Raw genomic sequence first — 22,062 nt, 5'->3', positions numbered from 1 at the left:
CAGGCGGCCAGGGGCCGCCGCCGCGGATCGGGGCGCGGCTGTCAGCCCCGGATGATCGCCAGCGCCTCGTCGCGCACCTTCGCCATCGTCGCCTCGTCCTTCGCCTCGGCGTTCAGCCTGAGCAGCGGTTCGGTGTTGGACGGGCGCACGTTGAACCACCAGTCGGCCCCGGCGACCGTGAGGCCGTCGAGCTCGTCCAGGGTGACGCCGGCGCGGCCCTCGTACGCGGCGCGGATCGCGGCGAGGCGGGCGGTCTGGTCGGCGACCGTGGAGTTGATCTCGCCGGAGCCCGCGTACCGGTCGTACCGGGCCACCAGGGCGGACAGCGGGCCCTCCTGACCGCCGAGGGCGGCGAGGACGTGCAGCGCGGCCAGCATGCCCGTGTCGGCGTTCCAGAAGTCCTTGAAGTAGTAGTGGGCCGAGTGCTCGCCGCCGAAGATCGCACCGGTGCGGGCCATCTCCGCCTTGATGAAGGAGTGGCCGACGCGGGTGCGGACCGGGGTGCCGCCGTTCTCCCGCACGACCTCCGGCACCGTGCGGGACGTGATCAGGTTGTGGATGACCGTGCCCTGGCCGCCGTTGCGGGCCAGTTCGCGGGCGGCGACCAGCGCGGTGACCGCGGAGGGGGAGACCGGGTCGCCGTTCTCGTCGACGACGAAGCAGCGGTCCGCGTCGCCGTCGAAGGCGATGCCGAGGTCGGCGCCCTCCGCCGGGACCCGCTTGCGCAGGTCCACGAGGTTGGCCGGGTCCAGCGGGTTGGCCTCGTGGTTCGGGAAGGTGCCGTCCAGCTCGAAGTACATCGGGACGAGGGTCAGGGGCAGGCCGGCGAAGACCGAGGGGACCGTGTGTCCGCCCATGCCGTTGCCCGCGTCGACCACGACCTTCAGGGGGCGGATGGAGGTCAGGTCGACCAGGGAGCGCAGGTGCGCCGCGTACTCCTGGAGCGTCTCGCGCGTGCGGAGGGTTCCCGGCCGGGCCACGGGTTCCGGCGCGCCCTGCCGCAGCCAGCGCTCGGCCAGCTCGCGGATCCGGGCGAGGCCGGTGTCCTGGCCGACGGGGGCGGCGCCCGCGCGGCACATCTTGATGCCGTTGTACCGGGCCGGGTTGTGGGAGGCGGTGAACATCGCGCCCGGCAGGTCCAGCGCGCCCGAGGCGTAGTACAGCTGGTCCGTGGAGCACAGGCCGATCTCGGTGACGTCCGCGCCGCGGTCCGCCGCGCCGCGCGCGAAGGCGCGCGCCAGACCGGGGGACGAGGGCCGCATGTCGTGGCCGACGACGACGGCCGCCGCCTCCGTCACCTCCGCGAAGGCGGCGCCGAACAGCGCGGCCAGTGACTCGTCCCACTGGTCCGGCACCACTCCGCGTACGTCGTACGCCTTCACGATCTGCGACAGATCAGCAGTCACGGCCAGCCTTCCTGAAGTCCTGTGGGTGCCCACAAACTACCCGTACGGGATGATCGGGAGGCGTGCGGACACCCGGTGGACGCCGGCGCGGGCCGCGGCCGCCGGTCGCGGCCGCCGGTCGCGGCCGCCGGTCGCGCGGAAGGCGAATCGTCACGCCTGGCGGCGCGGGACGGCGCTCAGTTGTCCGGGGAGCGCAGCACCCTGAGGTGACCGCGGCGGGCGACCTCCATGGGGTCCACCGCGCGGGCTCCGCCGCCGGCCGCCCCGGCCGCGCGCTGCTGCGGGCGGGCCGCCTCGCGCACGGCGTTGGCGAGCGCCTCCAGGTCGTCCCCGCTCGGCCGCGCGGGAGCGGAGCCGTCGAGGAGGCGGACGACCTCCCAGCCGCGCGGCGCGGTGAGGCGCTCGGAGTGCTCGGCGCACAGGTCGTAGCAGTGGGGTTCGGCGTAGGTGGCGAGCGGGCCGAGGACCGCGGTCGAGTCGGCGTAGACGTACGTCAGCGTCGCGACGGCGGGTCGGCCGCAGGCGGTGCGCGAACAGCGACGTACAGGGCTCACGACGTTGGACGGTACCGCACTCTTGAGCGGGCCGCGACGACTCTCCATCAGGTCACTCCACCGTGTCGTGCTGTGAAACGCCCCACACACCCTTTCGGGGGGACCGCGTTGACCTGCATGGACGGCGTTCCGGCGCGTTCCGGGGCGGAACGCGTCCGGTCATGAGTCGGTACAAACACCATCAATTGCCTTGAGTTCGGCGGTCTCGGAGGGTTACGGAAACGAGTCCTACCTTGGCTGGAACGTTCATCCTGAGACAAGGGGCGGTCGCAGCCGGTTGCCGCGCGGATACGCACGGGCGCGGGGCCCGGGGACTACGCTTCACCAGTGATGGACAACCGTGTACCGCCCCGTGCCGCCGGCCCCGGGCCCCGTCGCCGTGATCGTCACGGGCGGGGCATGCGCGGGCCGATCGCACCGCCGCAGGTGCCGCTCGCGGCCAGTCGCGCCGAGGTGTTCGCGGACCTGGTGCAGGACTCCGTGGACCGCCTGGAGCGACGGTGGCCGCAGCTCGCCGACATCGACTTCCTCGTGCTGGAGGTGCCTCCGCTGCAGGGGCGCGGCGAGCGGGCCGCGTGGAGCGACGAGGCCGTGCCGCTCGGCGGGACCGTGCCCGCGCGGGACGGGCGGCGGGCCCGGGTGGTCGTGTACCGGCGGCCGGTGGAGATCCGCACCAAGGGGCGGGACGAGCGGGCCGCGCTGGTGCACGAGGTCGTGGTGGAGCAGGTCGCCGAGCTCCTCGGGCTGACGCCGGAGACGGTGGACCCGCGGTACGGGGAGGACTAGCGGGGCGCGCAGGCGCGCCCCGCCTCCGCTACTTCAGCAGTACCGAGAGGTCCTCGTCCGCTTCCGGGACCGCCACCGTCCCGTGGTCGTCCGGCAGGGTCTGGACGGTGAAGCCGGGGACGCCCGCCTCGGTGGCCGCGAGGGTGCGGGAGCCGTAGACGGGGCCGCCGGAGACGTGTTCCACCGTGAGGGCGTATGTGCCCTTCAGGCCCGCCGGGACCGGGACGGCGATGTTCCGGGTGGTGCCGGACCGGACGGTGTAGGTCCGGGTCGCCGGGGTCCCGCCCGCGCTGCCGGCGGAGGCGGTGACCTTGACCGTGGCCGTGGCGGTGGGGGCCGTCAGGGCGAGCGTCGTGCCCTTCGCCTCGTTGCCGGCCGAGGTCGCGCGCGTGCCGACGGGGGCGGTGGCCGGGATGAACGCCGTCTCCTTCGCGTCGCCCTTGCCGCGGACGACCTGGAGGGCCGCGACGACCGGGACCGCCCGGTCGGCGGGGGTCAGGACCAGGGAGCCGGCCTCCCCGCGGGTGACGTCGCCCAGGTCGACCGCCGTGGTCATACCGGACTTGACGTGCACGGTCTCGTTGCCGGCCGGGGTGATCGGGCCGTCGGGCGAGGCCAGGCGGACGGTGAGGTCGGCGTCGTCGTCGCCGGGGGCGAAGGCGATCAGGCGGACGTCGGAGGCGTCCTCGGGGATGCCGGGCAGGACCAGGCTGCCGGCCGGGTCGGCGGCCGCGGCCAGCCAGTCGCCGCCCTCCTCGGCGTCCAGGGCCTGCACGGCCGCGCCGACCCGCCCGCTGCGCACGCTGACGTGCACGGTCAGGTCGGCCTGGCGCGCGTCGGTGAGCGTGGAGAGCAGGACCGGCTCGCTCGTGTGCGGCTTGACGGTGAGGTTCTCGCCCAGCGGGGACTCGACGGCGCCGTCCTTGCCGTACAGCTCGACGTCGACGACGGCGGCGGAGTCGTCCGGGTTGGTCAGGTGCACGTAGTCGGTGCGGCCGCTCGCCGTGGAGGCGCCCGGGAACCAGAACTCGGTGTCCGCGCCGGTGCAGGTGACGCCCTGGAGACCGCGGCCGGTGCCGACGGCCACCTCGGTGGTCTCCTGGACGGTCCAGCCGGACGCGAACCTGCCGTCGGCGGTGCCGATGAGCGCGGGGGCGTCGCCGCCGGAGGTGTCGCCGGTGGCCGGCCTGCCCGGCTCCTTCGGGGTGAGCACCGGCCGGGCGGGCTGGTCCGCGCCGCCCTTGCCGCCCGGTCGCACGGCGGCCGGCTGGAGCCGGGCGCCGCCGCCGGAGCCGGCGCCCTCGGTGACGGGCGTGAACGACGTGTACGTCGTGTCGGCGACGTCGGAGAGGCTCGGCGCCGGGCACAGCAGGCCGGTGCGCTCGACGGGCAGCCTGGCGGCCGTCCGGGGAGCGGCGGCGCCGGACGCGGACGGGGTGTCCAGCGCGGCGAACGCGGTGACGGCGGCCAGCGCGGCCGCGCCGGCGAACAGGGACAGGGTGGTGCGGTTCACTGCTGGCTCCCGTCGGGGCGCTCGCTGCCGGTGCCGTGGGGGTGCCCGTCCGGGTCGTAGCCCTGCCCGGCGGGGTCGTACGCCTGGTCGTAGCCCTGGGGCTGATAGGCCGCGGGGTCGTACGGCTGCTGCTGCTCGGCGGCGCCGCCGTAGGCGTACGGGTCGTACGGGGCCGTTCCGTACGGGTCGGCCTGGTACGTCTGCTGGTCGTAGCCCGCCGTCGGATAGGCGTCAGCGCCGTGGGCGCCGTACGCGGCGTCCGGGTAGGCGGCCGGCTCGTTCCCCCAGTCGTAGGAGGGCTGCCCGGGCACGGCGGCGGCCGGGGGCAGGTCCGCAGGCGGAGGTGTGCCGGGCGCCCCCTCCGCGGGCCGGTCGTCGCCCGGCTGCCCGCCGGCGTGGTGGTTCCAGGCGGGCTGCTCCCCGGCGGGCTGGTTCCAGGCGGGCTGCTCCCCGGTGGGCTGCTGCCCGGCGGGCTGTTCCTCGGCCCGGGCGCGCAGACGGCGGGCGCGGCGGCCCTCGCCGGCGGTGGCCTGGGCGGGCAGCGGCTGCTCCTCGGGCAGGTCGTCGTCGACGTCGCGGCGGCGGCCGGGCAGCGCGAGGACGACCAGGACGACGGCGAGCGCGCCCTGGGCCCACAGCCACGCGGTCCGGGCGGCCGGGGCGTCGTAGGTGACGTCCAGCCGGCCGCCGGCGGCCGGCAGCCGGAAGCCCTGGGCCCATCCGTCGACCGTGGTGCGCGGGAGCGGCTTGCCGTCCAGGGTGGCCGTCCAGCCGTCGGCGGCGCTGTCGGCCAGGCGCAGCACGCGGCCGTCCGGACCGGAGGGGATCGTGGTGTGGACCTCCACCGGCCCCGCGGCGACCGGCCGGGCCTCGCCCGCGCCGGCGGCGGGGACGACGGCCGCGCGGGCGACCTCCTGGTCGACCCGCCACAGGCCGTTGCCGCCCCGCCGGCTGAGCCGGCTCAGGCCCGGGGTGGCGTCGAGGACGCGGGCGACGTCGCGGGGCGCGCCCTTGTGGACGAGGACGTAGCGCACGGCGAAGCCGCCGAGTTCGCCTGCCTGGTCGGCGCCGGAGCCGGCGACGAGGTGGGCGACGACCTTGTCGAGGCGGGCGTTGCCGCCGCCGGCGGCGAGGAGTTCGGCGTCGCCCATGCGGGCACCGGAGCCGCGCACGAGGGTGTAGCGCACCCGCGCGGCCGAGTCGCTGTCCAGGACCAGGGTGCGGGCCTGGTCGCCGGTGCCCGCCTCCTCGGCGACGAACGCGGGCACCTGGGCCGGGTCGCGGCGCTCCAGGGGGCCGTCGGCGCCGCGGATCATCCAGCCGGCGGCGACGAGCAGCGGGCCCGCGGCCGAGGCGAAGGCGATCAGGGCGGCGACGGGCTGGCGCCAGCCGAAGCTCTGCTCGGCGACGCGGGCGCGGGCGCCGTCGGCGCCGAGGGCGGCGGCGGCCAGCAGGGCGAGGCCGTAGACGAGGGTGGCCGGTCCGGCCCAGGCGGACCGGTTGGACAGGACGGCGAAGACCAGACCGGTCAGCGCGACGGCCCACGCGGTACGGATGCCGAGCTGCCGCTCGGAGCGCAGCAGGGCGGCGAGGGCGGCGCACACGATGCCGGCGAGCATCAGGCCGTGCACGGTGCCGGGGCCGCCGGGGGCGGCGCCGAGCAGGTCGAGCGCGGAGGCGGCCGAGGGGCCGTACTCCAGTCCGGCCTCCTGGAAGAAGCCGGTCGGCAGCAGGCTCAGCGACCAGGGGGCGAGGACCAGCAGCGGGGTGCCCAGCTGGGCGAGGAAGCGCAGGCCGTGGGCGACGGGGTCGCTGCGGCGCAGCACGAGCACCCCGAGGCCGCAGAGCAGCGCGATGGGCCAGACGATCGGCGTGAAGGCGGTGGCGACGGTCAGCAGCAGCGCGTACGCCCAGGTGGCGCGCCAGCTGCCGCGGGTTGCGGAGCGGCCGGCGAGGCCGCTCGCGGCGGTGCCCGCGCGGGCGAGGAGCGGCAGCAGGACGGCAAGGACAGCGGTGCCGATGCGGCCGCCGGCCAGGGCGCCGGTGGTGGCGGGCAGGAAGGCGTAGGCGGTGGCCGCCCAGGCGCGCAGCAGCCGGGAGGTGACGAGGGGCCGGGAGGCGAAGTAGGCGGTGAGACCGGCGAGCGGCACGGAGCCGACCAGCAGGACGGTGACGGCGAGGCCGGCGGAGCCGAACAGCAGCGAGCCGAGGGTGGCGACGATCGCCAGGTAGGGCGGCGCGGACGCGGTGCCGCCGGCGCCGACCGGGTGCCAGGCGTCCAGGTAGCGGGACCACAGGTCGCCGGCGCCGGCCGGGGCGGGCAGCAGGGCGCCGCCGGCGAGCGCGCCGCCGCCCAGCAGGGCGCGGCAGGCGGCGAGGGAGATGAGCAGCAGCGCGAGGAAGAGGACCGGGCCGGGCCTGCGGGCGATCCGCCTGAGCCGGGCGAACTGCTCGACCTCCAGGAAGTCGGCGTCGTCGCCGCCGGGCCCGGACTCCACGGCGCCGCCGTGCCGGCCGGCGGAGGTGTCGATGTCGGAGCCGCTGGTGAAGTTGCCGGCGATCTGTTCCACGGTGGCCCGGACGGTGGCGCCCGGCGGCGGGAACAGCGGGCGCAGTTCGCTCCTGTCGATCCGCGCGGGGCCGCGGCGGCGCCGGCCGGCGATGATCCGCTCCGGCCGCAGCAGGGTGCTCAGCAGGCCGCGGATCTCGTCGACGGCCTGGCCGGGGACCTTGCCGACGAGGTAGGCGAGGGTGCGCAGGACGGTGCCGACGACGAGCCGCAGCAGCACCCAGGGCAGCGCTGCCGTACGGGTGTTGACGAGCAGCGTGTAGACGGCGCCGGCCTTGTCGACCTTGTGCGGGGAGGCCGCGGTGCGGCCCGCGCAGTCGACCGTGCGGCGCTCGCGGGAGGCGGCCTCGGCGTGCCGGACGACCGCGTCGGGGGCGACGAGGACGCGGTGGCCGGCGGTGTGGGCGCGCCAGCACAGGTCGACGTCGTCGCGCATGAGGGGCAGCCGGCGGTCGAAGCCGCCGAGCTGTTCGAAGACGTCGCGGCGGACGAGCATGCCGGCGGTGGAGACGGCCAGCACGCTGCGGACGTGGTCGTGCTGGCCCTGGTCCTGTTCGCGGCGGTCCAGGCCGGTCCAGCGGCGGCCGGAGTTGGCGATGGAGACGCCGACCTCCAGCAGCTGCCGGCGGTCGTACCAGCCGCGCAGCTTGGGGCCGACGACCGCGACGTCGTTCCGGCCGAGCTGGAGTTCGTTGTCGGCGACCCGGAGCAGCTGGGCGAGGGCGTCGGGTTCGGGGGCGCAGTCGTCGTGCAGCAGCCAGAGCCACTGGACGGGCTCCCCGTGCGGCAGTTCGGGGAGGTCGTAGGCGTCGTCGCGCCAGCTGCGGGTGTCGGGGTCCCAGCCGCTGGGGCGTCTGAGGTACGGCAGGTCGTCCGGGGTGAGGAGGGGCGCGGTGCGGCTCGCCTCCTCGACGGCCTGGCCGAACCCGGTGCGGCGGGCGAGGTGCAGCACGTTGGCGTCGCCGAGGGCGTCGGTGAGCAGCTCGGCGGAGCCGTCCGCGCTGCCGGTGTCGGCGGCCACGGCGTACTGGACGGGGCGCTCCTGGCCGAGCAGCCCGGCGAGCGCGTCGGGCAGCCAGCGGGCGCCGTCGTGCGAGACGAGGACCGCGGTCACCACATGGCGCGGGAACTCGGGCGGGCGGGAGGGGGTGGACACGGCGGTGGCAGCGCCGTGTCGGGCTGCCCCATGGCTGTGCACGGACATCGAGGTACGGGCCCCGGTTCGATGGACTGCGGTGGACGCCTGTGCCTCTTCGTGCGTCGAGGGGGCAGCGGGGCGTCTCGGACGAGCGACCACACTATCGGCAGTCCGACGGGGGCGGTGCGCAGCGCTTCGGCGTACGGCGGCGGCCGGGTCCCGGCGGACGGCGACGGCCCGCCGCCTGTGGACTCCCCGGCCGCGACGGGCCGTTCGTGACGTTCCCGTGGGCAGGCGCGTGCGAGGGCGTGCGCCGAGGCGGGCGCCTCAGACGGCCGCCTTCTTGAGCCGGCGGCGCTCCCGCTCGGACAGACCGCCCCAGATGCCGAAGCGTTCGTCGTTGGCCAGGGCGTACTCGAGGCACTCGGAGCGGACCTCGCAGGCGAGGCAGACCTTCTTGGCCTCTCTGGTGGAGCCGCCCTTCTCGGGGAAGAAGGACTCGGGATCGGTCTGGGCGCACAGCGCGCGCTCCTGCCAGCCGAGTTCCTCGTCCGCGTCGTCGACCAGCAGTTGCTGCACCAGCTCGGTCATGTGCGCCCCTCGTCTGTCTTCGCGTCCCGTGCGTACGCCGTCACCGATCCCGGCTGAACGACACGAGTGAAATTACAAGTGTGCTGCTCCGGGCGAGTCAAGCCGAGATCTGCTATTGGGCCCGTTATTCACTCTGCGGAACCAAGGCCGTGCGGAAAGTGTTCAAATCGCCATAAACCTTGACACGCAGAGACGGGACCCGCGAGGCGGCCGCGCCGCGTACAGATCTCTGTACGGACAAGGACGCCTCCGTGTTCGACCGCGTTCCGCGGGGCTCGAGCGCTCGGATGTGCCCCATGTGTCCCGACACCCCGGAGAACAAACCTTTCACCTGCCAGGTGAACCGGATGAGGTGAAACATGTCCCACAGGACGGGCGTCGAGTTGACACTGCGGGTGTGAACCGGTGTCCTAGTGGGCATGTTCGCGAACTTGGCGCTCACCTCGACCCGCACCGCCGGGTCCCTCGGTGCCGCCCGCGCGCGCTGTAGCTGTTGTCGCTGTTCCAGCTGTTGAGCCAGCCCGCTCCAGCTGTTCTCCGAGCCCATCCCGGCTCGTTCGCGTACCCCCGCTCCGCGCATCCCTTCCCGGAGCACCCCGCCCGCCCGCGATCCGGGCGGACCGCACGCGCCGCCCCCAGCTCCAGCCCCCCACTCTTCCGCCGAGGACCACCGCACCCGATGAACAGCGACAACGACCTCCAGATCGCCGGCGACCTCCTCGAAGTCCCGCACCTGCTCCAGCCGCCGCGCGAGCACCCGGCCACCGTCGCCGAGTTCGTGGGGCTCGCCCGCTCCATCGCCGCCGACCGCGCCCGGTGGGCCCCGCTCGTCCGCTACGACGCCACCACCCGCTGGTACCACCGGCTGCGCAAGGGCCCCGGCTACGAGGTGTGGCTGCTGTCCTGGGTGCCCGGGCAGAGCAGCGGGCCGCACGACCACGGCCGCTCCTCCGGCGTCCTCACCGTCCTGGAGGGCACCCTCACCGAGCACACCGGGCGCGGCACCCGCACGCTGACGGCGGGCCCGGCGGGAGTGCCCCCGCTCGGGGGACGCCGTGAGTGGGAGAGGGTGTTCGCGCCGGGCTACGTCCACGAGGTCGTCAACGACACCCTGGAGCCGGCCGTCAGCCTGCACGTGTACTTCCCCGGCCTGACCGAGATGCCGATGCACACGTCCCCGCACTGCGAGGCGCGTCCGGTGACTGCCTGACGCACTGTCGCACCCGCCTGCAAGACTTGCCCCATGCGCATTGTGGTTCTGGCAGGCGGCATCGGCGGTGCCCGTTTCCTGCGCGGTCTGAAGCGGGCCGTGCCGGACGCGGACGTCACGGTCATCGGCAACACCGGCGACGACATCCACCTCTTCGGGTTGAAGGTCTGCCCGGACCTGGACACGGTGATGTACACGCTGGGCGGCGGCATCAACGAGGAGCAGGGCTGGGGGCGGGCCGACGAGACCTTCCACCTCAAGGAGGAACTGGCGGCCTACGGCGTCGGGCCCGGCTGGTTCGGGCTGGGCGACCGGGACTTCGCCACGCACATCGTCCGCACCCAGATGCTCGGCGCCGGCTATCCGCTGAGCGCGGTCACCGAGGCGCTGTGCCAGCGCTGGCAGCCGGGCGTGAAACTGATCCCGATGACCGACGACCGCGTCGAGACGCACGTGGCCGTGGAGATCGACGGCGAACGCAGGGCCATCCACTTCCAGGAGTACTGGGTGCGGCTGCGCGCCTCCGTCCCCGCCGAGGCCGTGGTCCCGGTCGGCGCCGAACAGGCCAAGCCGGCCCCGGGCGTCCTGGAGGCCGTCGCCGCGGCGGACGTCATCCTCTTCCCGCCGTCCAACCCGGTCGTCTCCATCGGCACGATCCTCGCCGTGCCCGGCATCCGCGGGGCCATCGCCGACGCCGGCGTGCCCGTGGTCGGCCTCTCCCCCATCGTCGGCGACGCGCCCGTGCGCGGGATGGCCGACAAGGTGCTCGCCGCGGTCGGCGTGGAGTCCACGGCCGCCGCGGTCGCCGAGCACTACGGCTCCGGGCTGCTGGACGGCTGGCTGGTGGACACCGTCGACGCGGGCGCGGTCGGGCGGGTCGAGGCGGACGGCATCCGCTGCCGGGCCGTGCCGCTGATGATGACCGACGTGGACGCGGCCGCACGGATGGCGCGGGAGGCACTGGCCCTGGCCGAGGAGGTGCGCGGAGCATGAGCGGGCAGCGCCCGGAGTACACGGTCTGGGCCCCGCCGGGCATCCCCGAGGTGCAGCCGGGCGACGACCTCGCCAAGCTGATCGCCGCGGCCGAACCGGGTCTGGCCGACGGGGACGTGCTGCTCGTCACCTCGAAGATCGTCTCCAAGGCGGAGGGCCGGATCGTGCGGGCCGCCGACCGCGAGGCCGCGATCGACGCCGAGACGGTCCGGGTCGTGGCCCGCCGCGGCCCGCTCCGCATCGTGGAGAACCGGCAGGGCCTGGTCATGGCCGCCGCCGGCGTCGACGCCTCCAACACCCCCGCCGGGACCGTGCTGCTGCTGCCCGAGGACCCCGACGCGTCCGCGCGGGCGATCCGCGCCGGTCTGCGCGACGTCCTCGGCGTCGACGTCGGGGTCGTCGTCACCGACACCTCCGGGCGCCCCTGGCGGGCCGGGCTCACCGACGTGGCGATCGGCGCCGCCGGCGTGCGCGTGCTGGACGACCTGCGCGGGGGCACGGACGCGTACGGCAACCCGCTCGCCGCGACCGTCGTCGCCACGGCCGACGAGCTGGCCGCCGCCGGTGACCTGGTCAAGGGCAAGGCGGCGGGCCGCCCGGTGGCCGTGGTGCGCGGGCTGCCCCACGTGGTGGACCACGAGGACGGCCAGGCCGGACAGAACGGACAGGACGGCGCGGGCGCGCGGGCGCTGGTGCGCGCCGCCCGCGACGACATGTTCCGGCTCGGCACCTCCGAGGCGGTCCGCGAGGCGGTGACCCAGCGGCGCACCGTCCGCGCCTTCACCGACGAGCCCGTCGACCCCGGCGCGGTGCGCCGCGCGGTGGCGGCGGCCGTCACCGCGCCCGCCCCGCACCACACCACCCCGTGGCGGTTCGTGCTGCTGGAGTCGGCGCGGTCCCGGACCCGGCTGCTCGACGCGATGCGGGACGCCTGGATCGCCGACCTGCGCCGGGACGGCAGGAGCGAGGAGTCCATCGCCCGGCGGATCCGCCGCGGCGACGTGCTCCGCAACGCCCCCTGCCTGGTCGTGCCGTGCCTCGTCATGGACGGCTCGCACACCTACGGGGACGCCCGGCGGGACGGCGCCGAGCGGGAGATGTTCGTCGTCGCCATGGGCGCGGGCGTGCAGAACCTGCTCGTGGCCTTGGCCGGGGAACGGCTGGGGTCGGCGTGGGTGTCGTCCACGATGTTCTGCCGGGACGTGGTGCGCGAGGTGCTGGAACTGCCCGCCGACTGGGACCCGATGGGCGCGGTGGCGGTCGGGCACCCGGCGGCGGAGCCCGGACCGCGGCCCGAGCGGGACGCGGAGGCGTTCATCGAGGTGCGGTGAGCGCCCCGGGCACCGCCTACTCTCTTAGGGCGGCCAGGACGGCCAGGACAGCCCCGGCACTCTAGGACCTCCCAGTGGCAGGACGTTTCCCCCAGCGGCCGACGCGGACGAGCGTGCGCGGCGGGCAGGCCGCCGTGCCCGCAGCGGCGGGGATACCGCGGCAGGCGGCCGCACCCCCGCGGGTGCGGCGCTGGACGCCGGACGGGCCGCTCGACCTCGGGCTGGTCCTCGGGCCGCTGCGGCGCGGGCCCGCCGACCCGACGTTCCGGGCCACGGCCGACGGCTCCGTGTGGCGGGCCACCCGCACCCCCGCCGGACCCGGGACGCTGCGGGTGCGCGCGTACGGCGGTGAGGTGCTCGGCGAGGCGTGGGGGCCGGGGGCCGAGTGGCTGCTGGAACAGCTGCCGGAACTCCTCGGCGCCGCGGACGACCCCGCGGCGTTCGTGCCCCGGCACCGGATCGTGGCGCTGGCGCGGCACCGGCGGCCCGGGCTGCGGCTGACCCGGACCGGGCTGGTGCTCGAGTCGCTGATCCCGTCGGTGCTGGAGCAGAAGGTCACCACCGACGAGGCGTACCGGGCCTGGCGGCTGCTCGTACGGAGGTTCGGGGAGCCGGCGCCGGGGCCCGCGGGGGCGGGGGAACGGCCGATGTTCGTGATGCCGGCGCCGCGGACCTGGGCGCTGATCCCGTCCTGGGAGTGGCACCGGGCCGGGGTCGACGACAAACGGGCGTCCACCGTGCTGCGCGCCGTGCGGGTCGCCGCGCGGCTGGAGCAGGCGGTGGACATGCCGGCGGAGGCGGCCCGGGCGCGGCTGGAGGTGGTGCCGGGGGTGGGGCCGTGGACGTCGGCGGAGGTGGTGCAGCGCAGCCACGGGGCGGCGGACGCCGTGACGGTGGGGGACCTGCATCTGCCGGGCATCGTGGGCTGGGCGCTGGCCGGGGACCGGGACGCGGACGACTCCGTGATGCTGCGGCTGCTGGAGCCGTATGCCGGGCAGCGGCATCGGGCGGTGCGGCTGATCCTGCTGAGCGGGTGCGTGCCGGGGCGGCGGGCGCCGAAGATGCGCCGGGTGGACATCGGGGCGCTGTGACGTGGGCGGGGCGGCTCGGTCGGCGGCGCGGGGTGCTGCGGCTGGAGACCGGGTGCGTGTCACTCACCGGCGCTTGCCGGGTGCCGCTGCGCCCACCCGTGCCGCCCCAGCGGCACGACTGCCCGCAGTCATGGGTGTGATCGGCGCTGCCGGCGGCACGACTGTGCGCAGGGGTGGCGGACTTGCGGCTGGGGGTGTCACTGGTCGGGGGAGAAGCGCAGGGCTCCCGGGGGGATGCGGGCGTCGCACCACACCCGCACTCCCTCGCGCAGTTCGTTGTCCGCGCCCACGACCGCACCGTCGCCGACGACCGCGCCGGTGAGGACGGAGCGTTCGCCGACGCGGGCCCGGGCGCCGATGAGGGAGTCGGTGACGACGGCGCCGGGCTCGATGACGGCGCCGGGCTCGATGACGGCGCCGGGGAGGATCGCCGAGCCGAAGACCCGCGCGCCTTCCGCCACGAACGCGCCCTCCCCGACCACCGTGCCGCCGGTGAGTTTCGCGTCGGGGGCGACCGTGGCCGTGGGCAGGACCAGGCGGTCTCCGCAGCGGCCCGGGACCGCGGGCGAGGGGGCGCGGCCGAGGACCAGGTCGGCCGAGCCGCGGACGAAGGCGGCGGGGGTGCCGAGGTCGAGCCAGTAGGTGGAGTCGACCATGCCGTGCAGATGGGCGCCGGCCGCCAGGAGGTCCGGGAAGGTCTCGCGTTCGACGGAGACCGGCCGGCCGGCCGGGATCGTGTCGATGACCGAGCGGCGGAAGACGTACGCCCCGGCGTTGATCTGGTCGGTGACGATCTCCTCCGGGGTCTGCGGCTTCTCCAGGAAGGCGAGGACGCGGCCGGTGTCGTCGGTGGGGACGAGACCGTAGGCGCGCGGGTCGGCGACCTTCGTCAGGTGGAGGGAGACGTCCGCGCCGGCCGATGCGTGGGCGCCGATCAGGGCCCTGATGTCCAGGCCGGTCAGGATGTCGCCGTTGAAGACCAGGACCGGGTCGTCGGGGCCGGAGTGCAGGCGGGAGGCGACGTTGCGGATGGCGCCGCCGGTGCCGAGGGGCTCCTCCTCCGTGACGTACTCCAGGTGCAGCCCGAGCGCGGAGCCGTCGCCGAAGTACGGCTCGAACACCTCGGCCAGATAGCTGGTGGCGAGGACGATGTGCTCGACGCCCGCCGCTCTGGCCCGCGCCAGCTGGTGGGTGAGGAACGGCACCCCGGCGGCCGGGACCATCGGCTTGGGCGTGTGCACCGTGAGCGGTCGCAGCCGGGTGCCTTTGCCGCCGACCAGGAGGATCGCTTCTGTCACCTGTCGTCTCTGCTTCCCGCCGGCACCGGCCGAACTACTCGATGACTGTCGTTTCGGCCGGTCAGTGTATGCAGACCGGACGACGGCGCCCTCGATGGCCGCGCGGTGTCCCGCGAGTTCGGCGTTCCGGTTCCCCCGGCCGCCGCCGGTGCCCGCTCAGCGGCCCTGGTAACGCGCCGCGCTGGTACGGGCCGTGCCGAGCTTGGCGTACAGCCGCTTGCCGGGGCACTCGGTGGCGAACCCGTCCCGATGGCCGGAGATGGTGTTGAGCCGCACGCTCTTCCCCTTGGGGTAGCGATTGCCGCCGCCCGAGGTGAGATACGTCTTGCCGCGCGGATTCACCCCGTAGAGCCCGAGCTTCCAGGCGGTGAGCCGGGCGACGGCCTTCACCGCGGCGGCGGGCGGCTTGCTCGCGCCGAAGGAGCCGATCACGGCGATGCCCATGCTGTTGCTGTTGAACCCGAGGGTGTGCGCGCCGAGCACCGCCTTGGCCGCGCCCCCGGCGCGGCCCTCGTAGATGTTTCCGCACTTGTCGACGAGGAAGTTGTAGCCGATGTCCCGCCAGCCCATGCTGCGGACGTGGTAGCGGTAGACGCTGCGGACGACGGAGGGAGCCTGGGCGCAGGTGTACCGGTTGCCCGAGGCGGTGTGGTGGACGAAGGCCGCCTTGACCTTCTTCGTGTAGACGAAGCCGTGTTCCCGCAGGGACTCGTCCGCGCCCCAGCCCCGGCGGGTGACGATCCGCGGGCGCGGCCCGATGTACGGCTTCGCCCGCGCGGGGCCCTGCAGGAGGGTCAGCTCCCGCTCGGTGGCCGACCGGTCCAGTTCCGGGATCGCGGTGGCGCCGAAGCCGGTGATGTCGGCGTTGGCGGCGGAGGCGGCGATCGCGGCCTCGGTGTCCAGGGCGGTGCGCGGCTCGTCGGCCGGCACGTCCTCGGGGAGCGCCTCGTCCGCGTCCTGGCCCGTCTCGTCACCGGGGTCGACCAGTTCCAGGCGCAGCCCCGCGGGCAGGGCGGGCCGCGCCGCTCCGCCACGCGTGTCCCGGCCGTCCCCGGCGCCGGCGGCGTCCGCGCGCACCCGTACGTCCACGCCGTCCGAGTCGCCCACCCACAGCGGCGCGGTCGCCCCGCGCCCCCGGCGCGAGGAGCGCTCGGCCGCTCCCGGGTCGGCGCCGTGGTCGGCGTTGTGCGTCTCGACGTCCTGCCAACCGGACCACTCCCCCGTCGCCGCGGACCGGGTCCGCACCTGCACCCGCCCGTGCAGCTCGGCGTCCGGGTCGTCCCAGACGACGCCGACCAGCGCGAACCGGTCGAGGCCGGTGCGGCGCAGCCCCTGTTGCGGCGCCACGCCGACGACGCGCTCGCGGGTGAGGGGCACGAGCGGCAGCGACCGGGTGCTGCCCGGCTCCGCCGTCACGGCGGGAGCCGCGGGCCCGGAGTGCGCGCGCACGGCGGGCCCCGCGGGCACGGCGTTCGCCGCGGGTGCGGGCAGGACCGGCGCGAGGGCGGCGGCCGCGGCGCAGGCGACGCCGACCGAGCGGGCGGCGAGCGGGGAGAGACCGGGGGAGCAAGTGAGGAATCCACGCATGTGCATGATCTTGTCCATATTCATACACATCTGTCCATCCGGGAACTGACGACCCGTCGGCGGCCGTTCCGCCGAACCGGTGGGCCCGCCGACCGCGTCCGCCGCCCGCCCGCGCGTACCCTGTGCCGGGTGAACGCCACCGATCGCACCCCTGCCGACCTGCTGGCTTCCGCGCTCGCCGCGGACCCCGGCCGCCCGCTGGTGACCTTCTACGACGACGCCACGGGTGAACGCGTCGAACTGTCCGTGGCCACCTTCGCCAATTGGGTGGCCAAGACCGCCAACCTCCTCCAGGGCGACCTCTCCGCCGGGCCCGGCGACCGGGTGGCGCTGCTGCTGCCCGCGCACTGGCAGACGGCGGTGTGGCTGCTGGCCTGCTCCTCGGTCGGCGCGGTCGCGGACGTCGCCGGGGATCCGGCCGCGGCCGACGTCGTCGTCAGCGGGCCGGACCTGCTTCAGGCCGCGCGGGCCTGCCGGGGCGAGCGGGTGGCGCTGGCGCTGCGGCCGCTGGGCGGGCGGTTCCCGCAGCCGCCGGAGGGCTTCCTCGACTACGCGGTGGAAGTGCCGGGGCAGGGTGACCGGTTCGCCCCGTTCGCCCCGGTTGACCCGGAGGAGCCGGCGCTCGTCGTGGCCGGGCGGGAGTTCAGCGCGGCGGAGGTCGTGGAGCGGGCCTCGGCGGAGGCGGGGGCGCTGGGGCTGACGGGCCCCGGGTCGAGGCTGCTGTCCGGGCTGCCGTACGACACCTGGGAGGGGCTCGCCGCGGGGCTGTACGCGCCGCTGGCCGTCGGGGGGTCCGTGGTGCTGTGCCGGCATCTGGAGCGGCTGGACGAGGAGGGGCTCGCCAAGCGGGTCGAGAGCGAGAGGGTGACCGCGGTCCGGCGGTAGAGGACCGTCGGGCGCGACGCGCGCGCTGCGGCGCCGGGGGGACCGTGCGGGCGGGGGCGGTGCGCGCGCCGGGCGCCGCCCCGCGCTCCCGCCGCGCGGTCCGGCCGTCGCCCGTTCGGAGCAGCAAAGGGCGTCGCCGCCCCCGCACCGCCCCCATCGTCGTAGGAGCAGCACATGACGCTCGTACGCCACGAGGGGGTGCCCCGGCCGTGACCGACACCGCAGGCGAACCCCTCGGTCCCGGTCCGGGAGCCGCCGCCGGCGGGCGCGCACGGCGCCGGCGCCGGAACGCGGCGCTGGGTGCGGCCGTGCTCCTCGCCGGGGCGGCCGGCGCCGGCTGGGCCGTGTACGCCAGGCTCAGCGGCAACATCACCGCCGACGACGCGGCCGCCGCCGAACTGGCCCGGTACGAGCGGGAGCGGCCCACCGCGCTGGTGCGGGACGCGCAGAACATCCTGCTGATCGGGTCCGACACCCGGGCCGGGGACGAGAACGGCAGGTACGGGCGGGACCTGGGCGGCGAGCGGTCGGACACGACGATCCTGCTGCACCTGGCCGCCGACCGGCGCAGCGCCACCGCCGTCTCGCTGCCCCGGGACCTGATGGTGGAGGTGCCGGACTGCCGGAAGGAGGACGGCACCCGCAGCGATCCGGTGTTCACGATGTTCAACCACGCCTTCCAGGTGGGGGGCTCGGCGTGCACGATCCGCACCGTCGAGAAGCTGACGGACATCCGGGTGGACCACCACGTGGTCGTGGACTTCGGCGGGTTCAAGGAGATGGTGGACTCCCTCGACGGCGTCGAGGTGTGCCTGGCGGAGCCCGTGGACGACGCGGCGGCGAAGCTGAAGCTGCCCGCGGGGCGGGTCACGCTCGACGGGGAGCAGGCGCTCGGGTACGTGCGCGCCCGCAAGTCGCTCGGGGACGGCAGCGACACCGAGCGGATGGAACGGCAGCAGCGGTTCCTCGGCGCGCTGGTGCAGAAGGTGCGGGCCGACGACGTCCTGCTGAACCCGGTGAAGCTGTACCCGGTGCTGGACGCGGCGACCTCCGCGCTGACCACCGATCCGGAACTGGCGAGTCTGCGCGGTCTGTACCGCCTGGTGCGCGGACTGCGCGACATCCCCACCGACCGTGTGCGGTTCCTGACGGTGCCGAGACGGTCGTACGTCTACGACGCCGATCGTGACCAACTGGTGGAGCCGGCGGCCGAGCGGCTGTTCGCGCTGCTGAGGGCCGACCGGCCGGTGGAGGTGGCACCCGACGCCCGCGGGACGGGCGCCGCCGAGGGGGCGGCACCGGTCGGCGAGGGGCCCTCGCCGGCCCCGGTGTTCCGCGGGAACACCGCCGCCGACGGCGCCTGCGGGTAAGGCGCGTACAAAGACGACCGCCGTCAGTTCGGAAAATGTAGGGGATTGCCCGGTTGTGAGGAGGTGGAATTTGTCACCGGCGTCGCCCCACGCTGAACTGGCCGGATAGTGTGAGCGATCCGGTGCACCTGGCCGCGAGGTCCGTCCTGGGTCGTGCACTGTTTCACCGAGACCCGAGCGCCTTGGAGGGGGAAGGCGCCGCGTGGCCCCGACGGAGGATTCGGACAACCGTGGACGCGCAAGGCCGTGGGCGGGCGGACAACATCGACCCCGCAGACCAGTGGGTACTCAATCCGAACACCGGCGAATACGAACTGCGACTGAGCCCTTCCGCAGCGCAGTCGCCGGTACCCGGACCACGCCGTCCGTCCTCCCGGGACGGCGGCCGCACGGGGGGCGGCGCCACGCGGCAGGCGGCCGGGGAGACCCGGCCGGCGCCCGCGCCCCGCGGCGCCGACGTGCCGGCGCCGCGCTCCGCCCGGCGCCGGGGCGGCGAGCCGGAGACGCCCCAGGGACGGCGCGCGTCCCGCCGCCCGGCGAAGAAGCAGTCGGCGGCGAAGAAGGTGCTGCTGTGGACCGGCGGGTCCATGGCCTTCGTGCTGGTCGCCGCGTCGGCCGCCGGCTACCTCTACATCAAGCACCTCAACGGCAACATCACGTCCGTGTCCGACGACGGCGCGAGCACCGGCGGCTTCAGCAAGGACGAGGCGATCAACATCCTGCTGATCGGCACCGACAAGCGCACCGGCAAGGGCAACGAGGGCTACGGCGACTCGGGCAGCGTCGGCCACGCCGACACCACCATCCTGCTGCACGTCTCCAAGGACCGGTCGAACGCCACCGCGCTGAGCATCCCGCGGGACCTGATCGTCGACATCCCGGACTGCCCGACCCAGCAGGCCGACGGCAGCAGCAAGGTCATCCCGGGCTCGCCGGGCGCCCGGTTCAACACGAGCCTCGGGCAGGACGACCGCACGCCGAGCTGCACCATGCGCACAGTGACCGAGCTGACCGGGATCAAGCCGGACGACTTCATGGTCGCCGACTTCAACGCGGTCAAGACGCTGACCGAGGCGGTCGGCGGCGTCGAGGTCTGCCTCGCCAAGGACATCGACGACCCGGACTCGCACCTGAAGCTGTCCAAGGGCACCCACAACATCTCCGGTGAGAAGGCGCTCGCGTTCGTGCGCACCCGGCACTCCGTCGGCTTCGGCGGCGACCTGAGCCGCATCGGGCTGCAGCAGCAGTTCCTCAGCGCGCTGATGCGCAAGCTGAAGGGCAACGACACGCTCACCAGCCCGACGAAGATGGTGAAGCTGGCGGAGGCCGGCACCAAGGCGCTGACCGTCGACGACAAGCTGGACAGCATCGGCAAGCTGAAGGACCTGGGACTGGAGCTGGGCAAGCTCAACCCGAAGAACCTCACGTTCACCACGGTGCCGGTCGTGGACAACCCGGCGGAGAAGGTGAAGGCCACGGTCGTCCTGGACGGCTCCAAGGCGCCGGCCGTCTTCGACGCCATCAGGAACGACGTCTCCTTCACCGGCGTGAAGAAGAAGCAGAAGGCCGCGAAGGACGCCCAGGCCGCCCGGCTCAAGGGCAGCAAGGCGCCCGCCTCCGAGGTGCGGGTGCGCATCCTCAACGGCGGGGCCGAGGCGGGCAGCGCCCAGGCGGTGCTCAACTGGCTGCAGAACGACGCGGGCGTGACCAAGTCGGAGAACGCCGGCAACGCCCCCGCCGCGCTGAGCAGGACGACGCTGGAGTACGCGCCGGACCAGGCGCCGCAGGCTCGCCGCCTGGCCGCCGTCATGGGCCTGTCCGGGTCGGCGCTGAAGCCGGGCCGGAGCGTGACCAACTCCCAGGGTCTGCCGGCGATGACGCTGACCCTGGGGAAGGACTTCAAGGGGGCGGGCGTCTCGCTCACGGTGCCGTCGAAGGCGCCGGAGGTCGACAAGTCCACGGCAGACAAGGTGAAGTGCGCCTCGTAGGTAACCCAATGGGCCCGTCGTGCGTCTAACCGGACGCGGGGCGGGCCCGTTGCTTGGCGCAAGGGTGGGGAGGGCGAGGAGTGGCGCAGAGCGAGGTGCGCGGGAAGGCTCCGGCGGTCGAGGACACGATGTCGCTCACGTCGCAGACCGCGGACGCGCCGGCGGCCGCGGGCCGGCACGACGGCGGGCGGCGGACCGGCGCGGTGAAGACCGACCGGCGGCGGCGCAGACGGCGCGCGCTGCGCTGGTCGGCGACCGTGCTAGCGGTGGTGATACTCGGCACCGCGGGCGCCGGGTACCTGTACTACCGGCACCTCAACGGCAACATCCAGAAGGGCGCGCGCGCCAGCGGCGACGACTCCAAGGCGCACCGGACCCGGCCGAACGCGGCCGGCCAGACCCCGCTGAACATCCTGCTCATCGGCAGCGACAGCCGGAACTCCAAGGCCAACCTGAAGCTCGGCGGCAGCCGGGACCACGTCGGCGACCCGCCGCTCGCGGACGTGCAGATGCTCATCCACCTGTCCGCGGACCGCGAGAGCGCCGCCATGGTCAGCATCCCGCGGGACACCCGGGTGGACATCCCCCGGTGCGAGGATCCCGAGACCGGCAAGGTGTACCCGCCGACCAACGACATCATCAACGTCACCCTGGCCCGCGGCGGAGCCGGCTGCACGCTGCTCACCTGGGAGAACCTCACCGGGGTCTACATCGACCACTGGATGACGATCGACTTCGCGGGCGTGGTGCGGATGGCGGACGCCATCGGCGGCGTGGACGTCTGCGTGCGGCAGAACGTGTGGGACCGCCCCACCGCCTCGGTGCCCGGCGGGTCCGGTCTCAAGATGAAGGCCGGCACCCGGAAGGTGAAGGGCGAGCAGGCCCTGCAGTGGCTGCGGACGCGGCACGCCTGGGGTGACGACCTGATGCGGGCCCGCGCCCAGCACATGTACCTGAACTCGATGATCCGCACGCTGAAGAAGCAGAACGTGTTCACGGACACCGGCCGGCTGATGGACCTGGCGGAGGCGGCCACCAAGTCGCTGAAGGTGTCCGAGGAGATCGGCACGGTCAAGAAGCTCTACGACCTCGGCATGCAGATGAAGTCGGTGCCGACGGACCGCATCACCTCCGTGACGATGCCGAACCGGCCCGACCCGAGCAACGGCAACCACGTCGTGCCGGACGGGGCGAACGCCGAGAAGATGTGGCAGATGCTCCAGGACGACGTGCCGTTCGACAAGAACGGCGGCGAGTCAGGGGCGAAGAAGCGCGCGGGCAAGGACGAGCCGGCCGAGCAGCCGTCGACGGACCCGAGCCGGCTCGGGGTGCTGGTGCGGAACGGCACCCGCACCTCCACCGAGACCGCGGTGCAGCAGCGGGCGACGGCGGTCAGCCGGGTCCTCGTGCAGAAGGGCTACGTCCGGGCGACGGCCGACACCTCGGGGAGCCTGTCCGAGGAACGGACGGTCGTGCGGTATCCCACCGCGGACCTGGAGGGCGACGCCCAGGCGGTGGCCAAGGCGCTGGGCATCCCGATGAGTTCGGTGCAGAAGTCGACCGGTGTGTCGGGGGTCACGCTGATCGTCGGCGCGGACTGGCGCACCGGCGCCACGTATCCCCGGCAGTCCGCCCCGAAGGCGGGCGACCTGCCCGAGAACTCCGACGCCGTCAACGGCTCGGACACGTCGAAGTGCATGAACGTGTACAGCGTCTACCGGTGGTAGGGCGGTGACGGACGCGTGGGGCCCC

At 74.7% G+C, this 22,062-nt stretch carries 16 protein-coding genes; 9 read left to right on the top strand and 7 right to left on the bottom strand.

The window, feature by feature from the left end; genetic code table 11:
• Window positions 1-41: 41 nt before the first annotated feature.
• Both ABZ261_RS13310 and ABZ261_RS13305 read right to left on the bottom strand, forming a co-directional pair.
• Window positions 42-1,406 carry a phosphomannomutase/phosphoglucomutase gene (locus ABZ261_RS13310; RefSeq protein ID WP_356858480.1) on the bottom strand — a complete coding sequence of 455 codons (1,365 nt, stop codon included), beginning with the start codon at window positions 1,404-1,406 and terminating at the stop codon, window positions 42-44.
• Window positions 1,407-1,582: 176 nt separating this feature from the next.
• Entirely contained in the window at window positions 1,583-2,008 is a 426-nt protein-coding gene (locus ABZ261_RS13305; RefSeq protein ID WP_356858478.1) for a DUF3499 domain-containing protein, read from the bottom strand.
• Window positions 2,009-2,359: 351 nt separating this feature from the next.
• On the opposite strand from ABZ261_RS13305, the gene ABZ261_RS13300 reads away from it, so the two are divergent.
• The gene (locus tag ABZ261_RS13300; protein WP_356858476.1) at window positions 2,360-2,746 is read left to right on the top strand and encodes a metallopeptidase family protein; all 387 of its coding nucleotides are present in this window, start codon (window positions 2,360-2,362) and stop codon (window positions 2,744-2,746) included.
• A 28-nt stretch (window positions 2,747-2,774) separates the two neighbouring features.
• Here ABZ261_RS13300 and ABZ261_RS13295 read toward each other — a convergent pair whose 3' ends face one another.
• The 3 genes from ABZ261_RS13295 to ABZ261_RS13285 form a co-directional block, all read right to left on the bottom strand.
• A complete protein-coding gene (locus ABZ261_RS13295) occupies window positions 2,775-4,259 on the bottom strand; it encodes a DUF5719 family protein (protein ID WP_356858474.1) in 1,485 nt (494 codons plus the stop codon).
• Window positions 4,256-8,032: a glycosyltransferase family 2 protein gene (locus tag ABZ261_RS13290; RefSeq protein ID WP_356858472.1), complete on the bottom strand. Its 3,777-nt coding sequence runs from the start codon at window positions 8,030-8,032 to the stop codon at window positions 4,256-4,258. The genes ABZ261_RS13295 and ABZ261_RS13290 overlap by 4 nt, the downstream gene beginning before the upstream one ends.
• Window positions 8,033-8,293: 261 nt before the next feature.
• Window positions 8,294-8,557 carry a WhiB family transcriptional regulator gene (locus ABZ261_RS13285; RefSeq protein ID WP_003975777.1) on the bottom strand — a complete coding sequence of 88 codons (264 nt, stop codon included), beginning with the start codon at window positions 8,555-8,557 and terminating at the stop codon, window positions 8,294-8,296.
• A gap of 679 nt (window positions 8,558-9,236) precedes the next feature.
• On the opposite strand from ABZ261_RS13285, the gene ABZ261_RS13280 reads away from it, so the two are divergent.
• From ABZ261_RS13280 to ABZ261_RS13265, 4 genes are all read left to right on the top strand, one after another.
• On the top strand, window positions 9,237-9,767 hold the full coding sequence (locus tag ABZ261_RS13280; RefSeq protein WP_356858470.1) for a cysteine dioxygenase family protein: 531 nt from the start codon (window positions 9,237-9,239) through the stop codon (window positions 9,765-9,767).
• A gap of 33 nt (window positions 9,768-9,800) precedes the next feature.
• Complete coding sequence (gene cofD / locus ABZ261_RS13275) at window positions 9,801-10,760, top strand: 2-phospho-L-lactate transferase (RefSeq protein WP_356858468.1); 960 nt, start codon at window positions 9,801-9,803, stop codon at window positions 10,758-10,760.
• Window positions 10,757-12,091, top strand: a complete 1,335-nt coding sequence (locus tag ABZ261_RS13270) for a coenzyme F420-0:L-glutamate ligase (protein ID WP_356858466.1) — start codon at window positions 10,757-10,759, stop codon at window positions 12,089-12,091. The genes cofD and ABZ261_RS13270 overlap by 4 nt, the downstream gene beginning before the upstream one ends.
• A 74-nt stretch (window positions 12,092-12,165) precedes the next feature.
• Window positions 12,166-13,182, top strand: coding sequence for a DNA-3-methyladenine glycosylase 2 family protein (locus ABZ261_RS13265; protein WP_356858464.1), 1,017 nt, complete (start codon window positions 12,166-12,168; stop codon window positions 13,180-13,182).
• A gap of 197 nt (window positions 13,183-13,379) precedes the next feature.
• Here the strand turns inward: ABZ261_RS13265 and ABZ261_RS13260 are convergent, their stop codons facing one another.
• A complete protein-coding gene (locus ABZ261_RS13260; protein WP_356858462.1) occupies window positions 13,380-14,480 on the bottom strand; it encodes an NDP-sugar synthase in 1,101 nt (366 codons plus the stop codon).
• A 156-nt stretch (window positions 14,481-14,636) separates the two neighbouring features.
• Complete coding sequence (locus ABZ261_RS13255; protein ID WP_356858504.1) at window positions 14,637-16,085, bottom strand: peptidoglycan recognition protein; 1,449 nt, start codon at window positions 16,083-16,085, stop codon at window positions 14,637-14,639.
• Window positions 16,086-16,196: 111 nt separating this feature from the next.
• Here ABZ261_RS13255 and ABZ261_RS13250 point away from each other — a divergent pair, with 111 nt between their 5' ends.
• From ABZ261_RS13250 to ABZ261_RS13235, 4 genes are all read left to right on the top strand, one after another.
• Window positions 16,197-16,952, top strand: a complete 756-nt coding sequence (locus tag ABZ261_RS13250; RefSeq protein WP_356858460.1) for a TIGR03089 family protein — start codon at window positions 16,197-16,199, stop codon at window positions 16,950-16,952.
• Between the two features lie 209 nt (window positions 16,953-17,161).
• Entirely contained in the window at window positions 17,162-18,322 is a 1,161-nt protein-coding gene (locus ABZ261_RS13245) for an LCP family protein (protein ID WP_356858458.1), read from the top strand.
• A 230-nt stretch (window positions 18,323-18,552) separates the two neighbouring features.
• Complete coding sequence (locus ABZ261_RS13240; protein ID WP_356858456.1) at window positions 18,553-20,310, top strand: LCP family protein; 1,758 nt, start codon at window positions 18,553-18,555, stop codon at window positions 20,308-20,310.
• 80 nt (window positions 20,311-20,390) lie between these two features.
• Entirely contained in the window at window positions 20,391-22,037 is a 1,647-nt protein-coding gene (locus ABZ261_RS13235) for an LCP family protein (protein ID WP_356858454.1), read from the top strand.
• Window positions 22,038-22,062 lie beyond the last annotated feature (25 nt).

The sequence above is a fragment of the Streptomyces sp. NPDC006193 genome, assembly GCF_040613915.1.
In the GTDB taxonomy this organism is placed as follows: Bacteria; Actinomycetota; Actinomycetes; order Streptomycetales; family Streptomycetaceae; genus Streptomyces.
The sequence above is the reverse complement of the archived record's forward strand: the minus strand, read 5'-3'. Positions and strand labels throughout refer to the sequence as shown.

Bases quoted from the DNA above. Each gene is read 5' to 3' on its own strand.
- ABZ261_RS13305 (WP_356858478.1), bottom strand. From the start codon at position 2,008: ATGGAGAGTCGTCGCGGCCCGCTCAAGAGTGCGGTACCGTCCAACGTC.
- ABZ261_RS13300 (WP_356858476.1), top strand. From the start codon at position 2,360: ATGCGCGGGCCGATCGCACCGCCGCAGGTGCCGCTCGCGGCCAGTCGC.
- ABZ261_RS13290 (WP_356858472.1), bottom strand. From the start codon at position 8,032: ATGTCCGTGCACAGCCATGGGGCAGCCCGACACGGCGCTGCCACCGCC.
- ABZ261_RS13285 (WP_003975777.1), bottom strand. From the start codon at position 8,557: ATGACCGAGCTGGTGCAGCAACTGCTGGTCGACGACGCGGACGAGGAA.
- ABZ261_RS13280 (WP_356858470.1), top strand. From the start codon at position 9,237: ATGAACAGCGACAACGACCTCCAGATCGCCGGCGACCTCCTCGAAGTC.
- cofD (WP_356858468.1), top strand. From the start codon at position 9,801: ATGCGCATTGTGGTTCTGGCAGGCGGCATCGGCGGTGCCCGTTTCCTG.
- ABZ261_RS13270 (WP_356858466.1), top strand. From the start codon at position 10,757: ATGAGCGGGCAGCGCCCGGAGTACACGGTCTGGGCCCCGCCGGGCATC.
- ABZ261_RS13255 (WP_356858504.1), bottom strand. From the start codon at position 16,085: ATGGACAAGATCATGCACATGCGTGGATTCCTCACTTGCTCCCCCGGT.